This is a genomic window from Paenibacillus sp. SN-8-1 (assembly GCF_050995535.1).
In the GTDB taxonomy this organism is placed as follows: Bacteria; Bacillota; Bacilli; order Paenibacillales; family Paenibacillaceae; genus Fontibacillus.
Map to the genome: position 1 here is coordinate 3,710,992 of NZ_CP194782.1, position 13,080 is coordinate 3,724,071.

Consider the following 13,080-nt stretch of genomic DNA (forward strand, 5'->3'; position numbering starts at 1 on the left):
GAATTAGTAATAATATTGATTTAGGAAATTGTCAGTTCGCCCAACCAGGTCTTTAAGGCGCACCAGCACATCCGCGGCTTCCGCACGTGTAACCAGCGCATCAGGCGCGAACTTTCCGTCCTTCAGATCCAGCAGCTTCAGCTTCAGAGCAATCGCAGCTGCACCTTTGTTGGTAATACTGCTTGCATCAGATGCTCCACCGAGATCGGTAGGCTGATTATAAAACTGAGCCAGCTTATTATACTGCAGCATTTCCACTAAATATTTGGCAAGCTGATCGCGGGTTAGCTTAACATCCAAGGTTAACGTATGGCTCGGGTCCGGATCAACAGTCAGCCAATTGTTATTAATGAATACCTGCAATCCTTGGTAATACGGGCTATCTACCTTCACCCCGGCAATTGGACTATCGTCTAGTGCATAGTTATATCCATAATCGGGATACACAGCTCTTGCCGCCATATTAATCCACTCCCCTTGGGTAATCTGTTCATTAGGGAGTACTAATCCATTATCATCCGGGAGGAGTACACGATACTGGACAGCTTCGACTAATGACTTCTCTAGAGGATGACCTTTAATGTCCGCAGCCTCTTTAGCCTTGACTCCCCCATATGGAACGTAAATTTCGCGACTTTTCCCCGTAATGGCATCGATTGGAGTAAAGGCCATATAACCATTTCCGAGCTCTGAGCTCTTAGGCACTGGTCCATAGACCAGTTTAACGCTTACAGGAGATAAGCTTCCATCTGATAGGTTTATACCGCCAAGTCGTTCATATTTCAGCTCCATTTTCCAATCATTCAGATAATTATTCTTAGCTTCCGCTTGAGAAACGACAGGCTTGCCATCTGGGAAAACAGCAGCATTCGCTTGAGTCCCAGCAGAAAACGAACGAATTACACCATCAGAACTAAGGCTAAGATCAATTGAATCATTCATAACCGGAATTCCATGAATATATCTCTTAAAGCTGTATTGATATGTCGATGTTGAGACCTTCGAGTCTCTATCAATCGTAGAGGTAAGCTTATACTCACTCGCAGCATTTGGAACCAGTTTCTTCACGATCTGAAGAGCCTTCTCTTTGGCTTCCTTAGAATTTAGAATTTTACCTTTAGGCTTATATTCCTTCGCCGGAGAATTATAGATATAATATCCGAAACTAACAATTTGACCCGTGCTTGCTTCGACTTCGGCATTAATACCCTCATCTGGTACACCGTTTGCCGCTTTGTCTCTAAGTGAAATATTCCATACTTTCTGATTAGGATTATTCCATCTTCTCGACAACTGCTTGTATTCAGTGGTGAACTCGGGAGGGATAGGTATGAACGATTTAATCCGTTCTAGAGCCTCATCACCGTCCTGAATTGCTTCCTTGGATGGAGTGAAATTACTACCACCTGAAGGAACATCCTCTGCCTTCTGAATGCTCTGAACTGAACCCACTTGAGGTTCCGTCTGTTTTCCTGTAACTGCGTCAATACTATTCATACTTCTATCAACCGGTAAATACCCCAAGAAGTACTTGGTTGTTTCTCTAGAATCAAGTCTATCTGGAATATAAGACAGTTCTACATCAAAGCTATCCTTGAACTTCTGCTCTGCACTCTCCAGCGTAATTGCTGGCTTAGGGGAAGGATACACCGCGTAAGCCTTACTACGATTATACACCGTTACCTCACCGTTATAGTTAACCCCAACCTGGACCGACTCAAAGTCCGAATAAAGGCCATTTACCGGCACCTTAAAATTGAAGTAGTAATCTTGCGCCGTAAATAGGGAACCACTTTGCCGATTATAGCTATTGTCTTCTTTAAGACTTTGGACATCTAATCCTTTAACTTTGGCACTCAACCAATCTAAGGCAATCTTCTTGGCACTGGTCTCATCAACTTTGGAGGCTCCTTCTTTGGTATACATCTGGATTAGACGACCAGGCAGACTAACATATATTACTTCACCGGTCACTCCATCCACTTGAGCACTGAATGAGGTGCCCCAATTACCTATCTGAAGATTATATTGAAGCTCCCACTTCTTATCGTAATCCACTGGGTAGCTATTCTGATTGCCAAATTCTGCGGAGCTCAGTGTCACCTTAGAAAGCAGCGGAAACATTTCCTTTACCGCCTTGTCAGCTTGAGCAGAAGTAATTTTAGCCCCATTTGGCAATTTATCACTAGTTCCATTTACAGATGTAGATGTAGATGCAGAAACCGTGCTGCCTGAAGCCCTGGAATCCTTAGTGTCAGATATGATCACTGTATTGTCTGCCCAAGCGGCTGTAGGACCGCTTAACATTAGAAGCACTAACGTACATGCTGCAAAAACTAGTGGCCTATTCTTTCGAGCATATGTACCCTCCCTAGAAGTTTGAGTTAACTGTTCCTTGCTGCTGTTCTTATTGTTCATTACTGCTTCCCCTTCCCTCTCCACGTGATAGATGATTCTTATAATAAAGAACACACTCTAACTGGAAAAGTTTGGACGAAGTAAAAAATAAAATAAAAAAACCATGAACTAATGTTCATGGTCTACTTTAAACTATATGCCGGTGAAGGGACTCGAACCCCCACGGTTTCCCTCACGATTTTGAGTCGCGCGCGTCTGCCAGTTCCGCCACACCGGCATGGTGTGTAATTCTTCTCAATAGATTAATGAGAATATGGCGCGCCCTAAGAGATTCGAACTCCTGACCTTTTGATTCGTAGTCAAACGCTCTATCCAGCTGAGCTAAGGGCGCAAATATTTAATACGGTAAAACTGTCTATCAAAGTTTAAGAATGGAGGCGCCACCCAGATTTGAACTGGGGATAAAGCTTTTGCAGAGCTGTGCCTTACCACTTGGCTATGGCGCCATAAATGGAGCGGACGACGGGAATCGAACCCGCGACCCTCGCCTTGGCAAGGCGATGCTCTACCGCTGAGCCACGTCCGCATATTAAATGGCTGGGGATATAGGATTCGAACCTATGGGTGACGGAGTCAAAGTCCGTTGCCTTACCGCTTGGCTAATCCCCAATGTAAAGTTAATGGGGCGATCGAGGGGACTTGAACCCCCGAGTGCCGGAGCCACAATCCGGTGCGTTAACCCCTTCGCCACGACCGCCATAATACTTACACATTATGAAATTGGCAGGGGCAGCAGGAATTGAACCCACACCAACGGTTTTGGAGACCGTTGTTCTACCTTTAAACTATGCCCCTAAAAACTGGTGGAGGCTGATGGATTCGAACCACCGAACTCGTAGAGAGCAGATTTACAGTCTGCCGTGTTTAGCCACTTCACTAAGCCTCCAAAAAATGGTGCCGGCGAGAGGACTTGAACCCCCAACCTACTGATTACAAGTCAGTTGCTCTACCAGTTGAGCTACACCGGCACGGTGTAAAAGAATCATGGTGGCTCGGGACGGAATCGAACCGCCGACACGAGGATTTTCAGTCCTCTGCTCTACCGACTGAGCTACCGAGCCATAATGCTTACTATTACATATTAAATTATAAGATTTAAATGGCGGAGCCGACGGGATTCGAACCCGCGGTCTCCTGCGTGACAGGCAGGCATGTTAGGCCTCTACACCACGGCTCCACACTATGTAAATCAATTGCGGGGGCAGGATTTGAACCTGCGGCCTTCGGGTTATGAGCCCGACGAGCTACCGGGCTGCTCCACCCCGCGTCAGTATAACAATATGGTGGAGGCTGAGGGGATCGAACCCCCGACCCTCTGCTTGTAAGGCAGATGCTCTCCCAGCTGAGCTAAGCCTCCATATGTTAAACATAATCTTTATTTTAGCAGATACACTGCTATAAAATCAAGTGTGAATAATGGTGACCCGTAGGGGATACTCGTTCTTCGAACGAGACTGCAATGTATTCCTAACGAACCAAATGCTCCGACGAACCCTGATGGGTTCTCATCCCCACTTGAAGCTGTTTAATGAAAGTGGTGACCCGTAGGGGATTCGAACCCCTGTTACCTCCGTGAAAGGGAGGTGTCTTAACCCCTTGACCAACGGGCCTTACAATAATAGTGGCGGAGAGAGAGGGATTCGAACCCTCGAGACGCTTGTGACGCCTACACGATTTCCAATCGTGCTCCTTCGGCCAACTCGGACACCTCTCCATATGGCTCCCCGAACAGGACTCGAACCTGTGACAACTCGATTAACAGTCGAGTGCTCTACCAACTGAGCTATCAGGGAACATTATTCAATTCAGGCTTGATCGCCTGAAAACTAGATACGAAACGAACTTGCGTATGCTCTTCTTGGACTGCGTCCTTCCGAGCTGTGTTGGATAAGCCCTCGACCGATTAGTACTGGTCAGCTCCATGCATTGCTGCACTTCCACCCCCAGCCTATCTACCTCGTCGTCTTCAAGGGGTCTTACATACTGGGAAATCTCATCTTGAGGGGGGCTTCACGCTTAGATGCTTTCAGCGCTTATCCCTTCCGCACGTAGCTACCCAGCTGTGCTCCTGGCGGAACAACTGGTGCACCAGCGGTGCGTCCATCCCGGTCCTCTCGTACTAAGGACAGCTCCTCTCAAATTTCCTACGCCCACGACAGATAGGGACCGAACTGTCTCACGACGTTCTGAACCCAGCTCGCGTACCGCTTTAATGGGCGAACAGCCCAACCCTTGGGACCTACTTCAGCCCCAGGATGCGATGAGCCGACATCGAGGTGCCAAACCTCCCCGTCGATGTGGACTCTTGGGGGAGATAAGCCTGTTATCCCCAGGGTAGCTTTTATCCGTTGAGCGATGGCCCTTCCATGCGGTACCACCGGATCACTAAGCCCGACTTTCGTCCCTGCTCGACTTGTCAGTCTCGCAGTCAAGCTCCCTTATGCCTTTGCACTCTTCGAATGATTTCCAACCATTCTGAGGGAACCTTGGGGCGCCTCCGTTACTCTTTAGGAGGCGACCGCCCCAGTCAAACTGCCCACCTGACACTGTCCCCATACCGGTTCACGGTACCAGGTTAGAACTCCGATACGATCAGGGTGGTATCCCAACGTTGCCTCCACAGAAGCTGGCGCTCCTGCTTCTTAGGCTCCCACCTATCCTGTACAAATCGTATCAAAGTCCAATATCAAGCTGCAGTAAAGCTCCATGGGGTCTTTCCGTCTTGTCGCGGGTAACCTGCATCTTCACAGGTATTAAAATTTCACCGGATCTCTCGTTGAGACAGCGCCCAAGTCGTTACGCCATTCGTGCGGGTCAGAATTTACCTGACAAGGAATTTCGCTACCTTAGGACCGTTATAGTTACGGCCGCCGTTTACTGGGGCTTCGGTTCATAGCTTCGGGTTACCCCTAACCACTCCCCTTAACCTTCCAGCACCGGGCAGGCGTCAGCCCGTATACTTCGCCTTGCGGCTTCGCACAGACCTGTGTTTTTGCTAAACAGTCGCTTGGGCCTTTTCACTGCGGCCCCCTCGTGCTATTCACACTACCGGGGCACCCCTTCTCCCGAAGTTACGGGGTCATTTTGCCGAGTTCCTTAACGAGAGTTCTTCCGCGCGCCTTAGAATTCTCTTCTCGCCTACCTGTGTCGGTTTGCGGTACGGGCACCTTCTCCTGACTAGAGGCTTTTCTTGGCAGTGTGAGATCATGACCTTCGCTACTGTAATTTTCACTCCCCATCACAGCCCAGCCTTAACGGTGTGCGGATTTGCCTACACACCAGCCTCACTGCTTGGACAGACATCCATCAGTCTGCGTCACTACCCTGCTGCGTCACCCCATCGCTCATAACGGATTACGGTGGTACAGGAATTAGGGCCTGTTGTCCTTCGACTACGCCTTTCGGCCTCGCCTTAGGTCCCGACTTACCCTGAGCGGACGAACCTTCCTCAGGAACCCTTAGGCTTTCGGCGGATCAGATTCTCACTGATCTTTTCGTTACTCATACCGGCATTCTCACTTGTATGCTGTCCAGCGCTCCTTACGGTACACCTTCAACCTACATACAACGCTCCCCTACCCCTGATGCAAAGCATCAAGCCATAGCTTCGGTGGTGTGTTTAGCCCCGTTACATTTTCGGCGCAGAGTCACTCGACCAGTGAGCTATTACGCACTCTTTAAATGGTGGCTGCTTCTAAGCCAACATCCTGGTTGTCTGTGCAACTCCACATCCTTTCCCACTTAACACACACTTGGGGACCTTAGCTGATGGTCTGGGCTGTTTCCCTTTTGACAATGGATCTTAGCACTCACTGTCTGACTCCCGGATCTAAGTTTATGGCATTCGGAGTTTGACTGAGCTTGGTAACCCTTGGCGGGCCCCGCACCCAATCAGTGCTCTACCTCCACAACTCGTTATTCCGAGGCTAGCCCTAAAGCTATTTCGGGGAGAACCAGCTATCTCCGAGTTCGATTGGAATTTCTCCGCTACCCCCACCTCATCCCCGCATTTTTCAACATACGTGGGTTCGGGCCTCCAGTGCGTGTTACCGCACCTTCACCCTGGACAGGGGTAGATCACACGGTTTCGGGTCTACGTCCACGTACTATAAGTCGCCCTATTCAGACTCGCTTTCGCTGCGGCTACGGCTCTTCACCTTAACCTTGCACGGGAACGTAACTCGCCGGTTCATTCTACAAAAGGCACGCCATCACCCATATAGAGGGCTCTGACTTCTTGTAAGCACACGGTTTCAGGATCTCTTTCACTCCCCTTCCGGGGTGCTTTTCACCTTTCCCTCACGGTACTGCTTCACTATCGGTCGCTAGGGAGTATTTAGCCTTAGCAGATGGTCCTGCTGGATTCATACGGGGTTTCACGTGCCCCGCACTACTCGGGATCCGTCTCGGAGGGATCAGACTTTCGGTTACAGGGCTTTTACCTCTTCTAGCGGGCCTTTCCAGACCTCTTCGCCTACCCTAATCCTTTGTAACTCCATGTGAGACGTCCCACAACCCCAAGGGGCAAGCCCCTTGGTTTAGGCTGTTCCGCGTTCGCTCGCCGCTACTGACGGAATCACTCTTGTTTTCTCTTCCTCAGGGTACTTAGATGTTTCAGTTCCCCTGGTCTGCCTCTTCGCAACCTATGTATTCAGTTACGAGTGACTGCGAATTACCACAGCCGGGTTTCCCCATTCGGACATCCCCGGATCAAAGCTTGCTTACAGCTCCCCGAGGCCGTTTCGTTGTTCGCCACGTCCTTCTTCGGCTCCTAGCGCCTAGGCATCCTCCGTGTGCTCTTAGTAGCTTAACCATATGCTCCGGTTTGTGGGCTGCTGGCTCTGTTGTCCGTTCATTTCCTGATCTTATAGAACCCTACAAGGAGGAAATGAACTTCCAAAGGATCCATCATCCCACAAACCTTCGCGCTACCTTAGATACTTCACTTGTTTGCACAAGTTCAGCTTAAAGGAATTCTAATTTACGCAAATTCGTTTCGTTATCTAGTTTTCAAGGATCAAACATAACTAATAGATGTGATTATGGTGGAGCCAAGCGGGATCGAACCGCTGACCTCCTGCTTGCAAGGCAGGCGCTCTCCCAGCTGAGCTATGGCCCCATATAGAGATATTAAATTTGAATGGTGGGCCTTAGTGGACTCGAACCACCGACCTCACCCTTATCAGGGGTGCGCTCTAACCAGCTGAGCTAAAGGCCCTTATTCTTAAATTGTAACCCGTAGTGGGTTGCGCTTGGCGACGTCCTACTCTCCCAGGACCCTGCGGTCCAAGTACCATTGGCGCTGGAGGGCTTAACGGTCGTGTTCGGGATGGGTACGCGTGGAACCCCTCCGCCATCATCACCAAACGCTTTGTGAAAGAGGCTTGCTCTCTCAAAACTGAACAACGAAGTGAGGTGAAAACTTTACGAAGTAAAGTTACTTCGAAAGCATAAGCTTGCTTTGCGATGCAAAGCGGGTCCGGCTGCCTTGCGGCAGACCGTGTATTTGAATGCTTCCGTTGCAGGAAGCGATTCTCCATAGAAAGGAGGTGATCCAGCCGCACCTTCCGATACGGCTACCTTGTTACGACTTCACCCCAATCATCTACCCCACCTTCGGCGGCTGGCTCCTTGCGGTTACCTCACCGACTTCGGGTGTTGTAAACTCTCGTGGTGTGACGGGCGGTGTGTACAAGACCCGGGAACGTATTCACCGCGGCATGCTGATCCGCGATTACTAGCAATTCCGACTTCATGCAGGCGAGTTGCAGCCTGCAATCCGAACTGAGACCGGCTTTTCTAGGATTCGCTCCACCTCGCGGCTTCGCTTCCCGTTGTACCGGCCATTGTAGTACGTGTGTAGCCCAAGTCATAAGGGGCATGATGATTTGACGTCATCCCCGCCTTCCTCCGGTTTGTCACCGGCAGTCATTCTAGAGTGCCCACCCAAAGTGCTGGCAACTAAAATCAAGGGTTGCGCTCGTTGCGGGACTTAACCCAACATCTCACGACACGAGCTGACGACAACCATGCACCACCTGTCACCTCTGTCCCGAAGGAAAGGTCTATCTCTAGACCGGTCAGAGGGATGTCAAGACTTGGTAAGGTTCTTCGCGTTGCTTCGAATTAAACCACATACTCCACTGCTTGTGCGGGTCCCCGTCAATTCCTTTGAGTTTCAGTCTTGCGACCGTACTCCCCAGGCGGAATGCTTAATGTGTTAACTTCGGCACCAAGGGTATCGAAACCCCTAACACCTAGCATTCATCGTTTACGGCGTGGACTACCAGGGTATCTAATCCTGTTTGCTCCCCACGCTTTCGCGCCTCAGCGTCAGTTACAGCCCAGAGAGTCGCCTTCGCCACTGGTGTTCCTCCACATATCTACGCATTTCACCGCTACACGTGGAATTCCACTCTCCTCTTCTGCACTCAAGTCACCCAGTTTCCAGTGCGACCCGGGGTTGAGCCCCAGGATTAAACACCAGACTTAAATGACCGCCTGCGCGCGCTTTACGCCCAATAATTCCGGACAACGCTTGCCCCCTACGTATTACCGCGGCTGCTGGCACGTAGTTAGCCGGGGCTTTCTTCTCAGGTACCGTCACTCCGGTAGCAGTTACTCTACCGGACGTTCTTCCCTGGCAACAGAGCTTTACGATCCGAAAACCTTCATCACTCACGCGGCGTTGCTCCGTCAGACTTTCGTCCATTGCGGAAGATTCCCTACTGCTGCCTCCCGTAGGAGTCTGGGCCGTGTCTCAGTTCCAGTGTGGCCGTTCACCCTCTCAGGTCGGCTACGCATCGTCGCCTTGGTGGGCCGTTACCCCACCAACTAGCTAATGCGCCGCAGGCCCATCTGTAAGTGACAGATTGCTCCGTCTTTCATCACTTCACCATGCGGCAACGTGAATTATCCGGTATTAGCTACCGTTTCCGGTAGTTATCCCAGTCTTACAGGCAGGTTACCTACGTGTTACTCACCCGTCCGCCGCTAACTATCAGGAGAGCAAGCTCTCCATCAAGTCCGCTCGACTTGCATGTATTAGGCACGCCGCCAGCGTTCGTCCTGAGCCAGGATCAAACTCTCCAAGAAAGTTGATAGCTCATTTTGAAACTGACGAGAATTTCAATTCTCTTCGGATGAATTACTTCATCCTTTATTTTGAATCTCACCGAAGTGAAATTCACTCACTCGTTGTTCAGTTTTCAAAGATCAAACTCTTCATTTCGTTACCGCGTTGTCTCAGCGGCGACTTTTATAATATATCATGTTAGCTGGCTATCAGTCAAGAACTTTTTTTTAATTTCTTTTAAGATGATTATTCATCTATAAGTTCGTGCCTTTTTAGCAGCGAGTTATAATTTATCATAGACCCCGTACATAAGTCAACCATTATGATAAAAATCCGTCTCCCCCATGGTCTAACTTAATTAGCCCAATAACGGATTTGTCTCATAGCTGCATTGCTGCTCTGGTGGCCTGAAGGCGTCTCTCTTACTAATGAACGATAGACCAGCTTTCTTAATACCATTGGCAGTTCTTCACGTACAAGAACAAGATCTGGATGCTTTAAAAGCTCCTGAATCGTCCATGGTTCATGTCTACTACTTAGGATTTTGAGTAAAAATTTACAACAATCGGCCATTTTGGACATCACAGAGAAATCACATGCAAGCAGAACAAGCTCTACTCTTTGCTCTAAGGTCTCTCTGCTCTCGGTTAATTCCTCATAAAGCTTATAGACCACAGAGCCTAAATGACTGATTTGTTCCCATACCCTCTGATCCGGGTTGATTCCCTTCTCGATCAGTTCAATGCAGGCATAGTGATAAAGAGCGTCTACCACACTGCGGTAAGCATCCATGAAATGTCCATCTTCACTGTATCTCTTGGCTTCTAGATATCTGCGAAGAAATCTGGAGAATTCTCTGAACATGTATTGCTCTTGCAACGTCTGTTCCAACTCCATTATCTGTGAGCGCAGACTAACCACCCTCCTTTGTACATCCCAAATAATCTCACCCTGCAGGAAACATGTAATAATCTCTTGATGCTCCCCGTCAGCAACCCAGCCTAACAGATCCTCACCGCTAATGTACATAATCTGACACTTCAAATTACCTTTAATGCAATGATCCATCTGCTTCTTTAACTCATTACTGCTGCAGATCACGATAACCAGTAGCTCAAAGTCATGCAGAAGCGAACCATGAAATCCTCCGCCGGAATGTCGGTAACCGATGGCGCCTATCGCATGTTGTCCTACCGTTTGCTCATTCACTATTGAAAAAAAGGTAGATTCCACAGCAACCTCCAACCTTGGCGAGCTCTCGCCGATTCGATATAATATAGTTCTACACGGCAATTGAGTTTCCTTCTTCCTGGATAAAAGTGAATCCTAATCTAATTTAGAATTGAGGGTATTGATTATGTTGTTTAAATCTAGCAAAATTAATGAGTTCCGACTCTGGGGACTACTGCTTACGATGCTTGGTATGGGACTCATGGTTCTAGGTACAGCCGGGATCGTATTCTGGGGTCATTCAGGCAGAATTGTAGCAGCAATCGGACTCGTAGTCGGTCTGATCAGCATGATGGGGAGCCTCGGGATTTACTTTTGGGCCGGAATGCTCTCGACCACCGCGGTCCAGCTTGAATGCCCGGAGTGCCATAAGCTTACAAAGATGTTGGGGAAAACGGACAGATGTATGTTCTGTAAAACAATTCTTACTCTTGATCCTTCTAAGGCGAACATTACAGCTGATGAAATCGAGCTTCAACAATCCAAGTCCATTCAGGATATTAAAATGAATTGAACAACGATGAAATACTTTCGAAATTGAAATTGTATAAAAAGGACAGGCTGCAGCAATGCAGACCTGTCCTTTATTGTTTAGAGATTATTTATAATTGCTGATTACTTCAATATTTCCTTCAACCCTTCCCAAGCTTCCGAAGAGGCAAACCCACGTGTCCACGACGCCACACCGGCCAAGTTGAGCTCAGCTGCAAGTTCTACCCGCTGCTTGATCGAAAAGGAATCCTCCAGCCAAATCTTCTTCAGTATTCCGTTCTCAGTATACTCCACATAGTTCTGACCAGTAGACTCATCCAACGTTGGAGTTAAGCTGAATGCCTTGACAATATCCTGAGCTTTCTTCATCCCAATCGCTTTCGAGCTGACGGTTGTCTTCCCATCCTTCGTCTCTTCACTCCAGACACGGGTGTAGAGCGGGACACTCAGTATTAATTTATCAGGAGGGACCTCATCTTCTGTGAGCAAGCGTTCAACGCTCGCACGTGTCCATGGCAGCGAAGCCACAGACCCTGCTACCGGACTTGCCGCCCAGTGCTCGTCGTAGGCCATGAGCATCATGTAGTCGACCATTTCCCCAAGCGCCTTCCTGTCTAGAAATAGGGACCACATCTCACTATTCGACTTGGGCGTAACGTCAATGGAAATCACAAGACCCTGCTCTTTAGCCAGAGGCATGAGCTCTCGCACGAACTGGGTTACATTATCCCCGTCCTTGGTGTATACATTCTCAAAATCGATATTAATTCCATCCAGTTGATATAGCTTCGCATAATGAAGAATCTGAATAATGGCGCGAAGCCGGTTATCGAATGTAGAGAGAGCTTTAGTCGTCCGTTCTGCATCAAATGCATTGCTGAACAGCGCCCATACTTGCATATTATTTTTATGCGCCCATTTCACGTATAGGTCGTCGGCTTTGCTCTGAACATTACCACTTCCGTCCATGATTTGAAACCAGGTGGGGCTTACGACATTAATCCCAGGCAGATTACCGATGGTACTTGGATCAGGCTGCTTTTGATATACAGCTTCCCAGGTAAGATTCACCTTCTTAGAGTTCCATTTTTGACGGGCAATATTCGGAATTCCCTTCACTTCAGGAACCTTTCTGGTATCAGTAAGGGTAAGGTTCTTCATGGAGACGTAACCTACATATCCGTTATTCATCTGAACGATTGTCCAATCTCCTTCATTTCTGATCACTCGAACAGCAGTTCCCGGAGTCATATCCTGAAGTATGGGTGAATGAATACTATCCCTCTCTCTTAGGGAGACTGTATCAGAGGATGATCCTCCGCTCACCTTTGCCGACTGAATCTCCTCTCCTGCCTTGAAGACGATGACTGCACCTGTAGACTTGTCCTCTGTCCACTCTATTCCGTAGATCTGCTTGAGTAAAGAAATGGGCAGATACTGTATCCCCTTCTCGGTTACAGGCGCAAATAGAAGCTTTATTGGCTTATTATTAAGCTTTGCATCTTTATGATCTATCGTGAGATGAACAAGCTCTTTGGAAGTGGTTATGATGACAGACTCTGTTTTCTTCTCATAACGGATATTAGGATCAATCTCCTGCTGGATCACAGGCAGCGGAAGCTTAAGACTATCACCCGTGCCCGACGCTGAGTACTTCATGACTTCTCCTTGGACAAAAATCGGCTTCTTCATGGACTTCCACTCTGGCTGAGCATGCTGCCAATTTGGAATAATGAAATATAAAGCTGCCAAGGCAACCAGGGCAATGAACACGATAGAAAGAAGCATACCAGCCTTAGACTTTCTTCTCCTTCCGGGCCTGAAAGCCTGCCGTTTCACACGATTCCTCAATATGCTATACCTCC

4 protein-coding genes, 18 tRNA genes and 3 rRNA genes are annotated in these 13,080 nt (G+C 48.5%); 1 reads left to right on the forward strand and 24 read right to left on the reverse strand.

Annotated features, from left to right (window positions below):
• Nucleotides 1–3 precede the first annotated feature (3 nt).
• The 23 genes from ACRRNK_RS18155 to ACRRNK_RS18265 all read right to left on the reverse strand — a co-directional run bounded on the left by ACRRNK_RS18155 (nucleotide 4) and on the right by ACRRNK_RS18265 (nucleotide 10,702).
• The gene (locus tag ACRRNK_RS18155; RefSeq protein WP_433944071.1) at nucleotides 4–2,418 is read right to left on the reverse strand and encodes a YcdB/YcdC domain-containing protein; all 2,415 of its coding nucleotides are present in this window, start codon (nucleotides 2,416–2,418) and stop codon (nucleotides 4–6) included.
• Between the two features lie 137 nt (nucleotides 2,419–2,555).
• A tRNA-Leu gene (locus ACRRNK_RS18160) sits at nucleotides 2,556–2,635 on the reverse strand.
• A gap of 37 nt (nucleotides 2,636–2,672) precedes the next feature.
• Nucleotides 2,673–2,749, reverse strand: a tRNA-Arg gene (locus ACRRNK_RS18165).
• A gap of 41 nt (nucleotides 2,750–2,790) precedes the next feature.
• Nucleotides 2,791–2,864, reverse strand: a tRNA-Cys gene (locus tag ACRRNK_RS18170).
• A gap of 5 nt (nucleotides 2,865–2,869) precedes the next feature.
• A tRNA-Gly gene (locus ACRRNK_RS18175) sits at nucleotides 2,870–2,944 on the reverse strand.
• An 8-nt stretch (nucleotides 2,945–2,952) separates the two neighbouring features.
• Nucleotides 2,953–3,027, reverse strand: a tRNA-Gln gene (locus ACRRNK_RS18180).
• A gap of 12 nt (nucleotides 3,028–3,039) precedes the next feature.
• Nucleotides 3,040–3,115: transfer RNA gene (locus tag ACRRNK_RS18185), tRNA-His, on the reverse strand.
• Between the two features lie 24 nt (nucleotides 3,116–3,139).
• Nucleotides 3,140–3,213, reverse strand: a tRNA-Trp gene (locus tag ACRRNK_RS18190).
• Nucleotides 3,214–3,219: 6 nt separating this feature from the next.
• Nucleotides 3,220–3,304 (reverse strand) — tRNA-Tyr (locus tag ACRRNK_RS18195).
• A gap of 6 nt (nucleotides 3,305–3,310) precedes the next feature.
• Nucleotides 3,311–3,386, reverse strand: a tRNA-Thr gene (locus ACRRNK_RS18200).
• Between the two features lie 17 nt (nucleotides 3,387–3,403).
• A tRNA-Phe gene (locus ACRRNK_RS18205) sits at nucleotides 3,404–3,479 on the reverse strand.
• A gap of 39 nt (nucleotides 3,480–3,518) precedes the next feature.
• A tRNA-Asp gene (locus tag ACRRNK_RS18210) sits at nucleotides 3,519–3,595 on the reverse strand.
• Nucleotides 3,596–3,611: 16 nt separating this feature from the next.
• Nucleotides 3,612–3,685 (reverse strand) — tRNA-Met (locus ACRRNK_RS18215).
• 14 nt (nucleotides 3,686–3,699) lie between these two features.
• Nucleotides 3,700–3,775 (reverse strand) — tRNA-Val (locus tag ACRRNK_RS18220).
• Between the two features lie 178 nt (nucleotides 3,776–3,953).
• Nucleotides 3,954–4,028: transfer RNA gene (locus ACRRNK_RS18225), tRNA-Glu, on the reverse strand.
• 12 nt (nucleotides 4,029–4,040) lie between these two features.
• A tRNA-Ser gene (locus ACRRNK_RS18230) sits at nucleotides 4,041–4,132 on the reverse strand.
• Between the two features lie 3 nt (nucleotides 4,133–4,135).
• A tRNA-Asn gene (locus ACRRNK_RS18235) sits at nucleotides 4,136–4,211 on the reverse strand.
• Nucleotides 4,212–4,301: 90 nt separating this feature from the next.
• Nucleotides 4,302–7,231: ribosomal RNA gene (locus ACRRNK_RS18240) — 23S ribosomal RNA — on the reverse strand.
• Between the two features lie 230 nt (nucleotides 7,232–7,461).
• A tRNA-Ala gene (locus ACRRNK_RS18245) sits at nucleotides 7,462–7,537 on the reverse strand.
• 22 nt (nucleotides 7,538–7,559) lie between these two features.
• A tRNA-Ile gene (locus tag ACRRNK_RS18250) sits at nucleotides 7,560–7,636 on the reverse strand.
• 32 nt (nucleotides 7,637–7,668) lie between these two features.
• Nucleotides 7,669–7,785 (reverse strand): 5S ribosomal RNA (gene rrf / locus ACRRNK_RS18255).
• A gap of 175 nt (nucleotides 7,786–7,960) precedes the next feature.
• Nucleotides 7,961–9,513 (reverse strand): 16S ribosomal RNA (locus tag ACRRNK_RS18260).
• The 16S, 23S and 5S rRNA genes sit together here with 18 tRNA genes alongside, the layout of an rRNA operon.
• A 334-nt stretch (nucleotides 9,514–9,847) precedes the next feature.
• Nucleotides 9,848–10,702, reverse strand: a complete 855-nt coding sequence (locus ACRRNK_RS18265; protein WP_433944072.1) for a nucleotidyltransferase-like protein — start codon at nucleotides 10,700–10,702, stop codon at nucleotides 9,848–9,850.
• A 148-nt stretch (nucleotides 10,703–10,850) separates the two neighbouring features.
• Here ACRRNK_RS18265 and ACRRNK_RS18270 point away from each other — a divergent pair, with 148 nt between their 5' ends.
• Nucleotides 10,851–11,237 carry a DUF2614 family zinc ribbon-containing protein gene (locus ACRRNK_RS18270; protein WP_433944073.1) on the forward strand — a complete coding sequence of 129 codons (387 nt, stop codon included), beginning with the start codon at nucleotides 10,851–10,853 and terminating at the stop codon, nucleotides 11,235–11,237.
• A gap of 101 nt (nucleotides 11,238–11,338) precedes the next feature.
• Here ACRRNK_RS18270 and ACRRNK_RS18275 read toward each other — a convergent pair whose 3' ends face one another.
• The gene (locus tag ACRRNK_RS18275; protein ID WP_433946944.1) at nucleotides 11,339–13,069 is read right to left on the reverse strand and encodes a glycosyl hydrolase family 18 protein; all 1,731 of its coding nucleotides are present in this window, start codon (nucleotides 13,067–13,069) and stop codon (nucleotides 11,339–11,341) included.
• Nucleotides 13,070–13,080 lie beyond the last annotated feature (11 nt).

Coding starts and splice junctions, on each gene's coding strand:
- ACRRNK_RS18155 (WP_433944071.1), bottom strand. CDS start 2,418: ATGAACAATAAGAACAGCAGCAAGGAACAGTTAACTCAAACTTCTAGG.
- ACRRNK_RS18270 (WP_433944073.1), top strand. CDS start 10,851: ATGTTGTTTAAATCTAGCAAAATTAATGAGTTCCGACTCTGGGGACTA.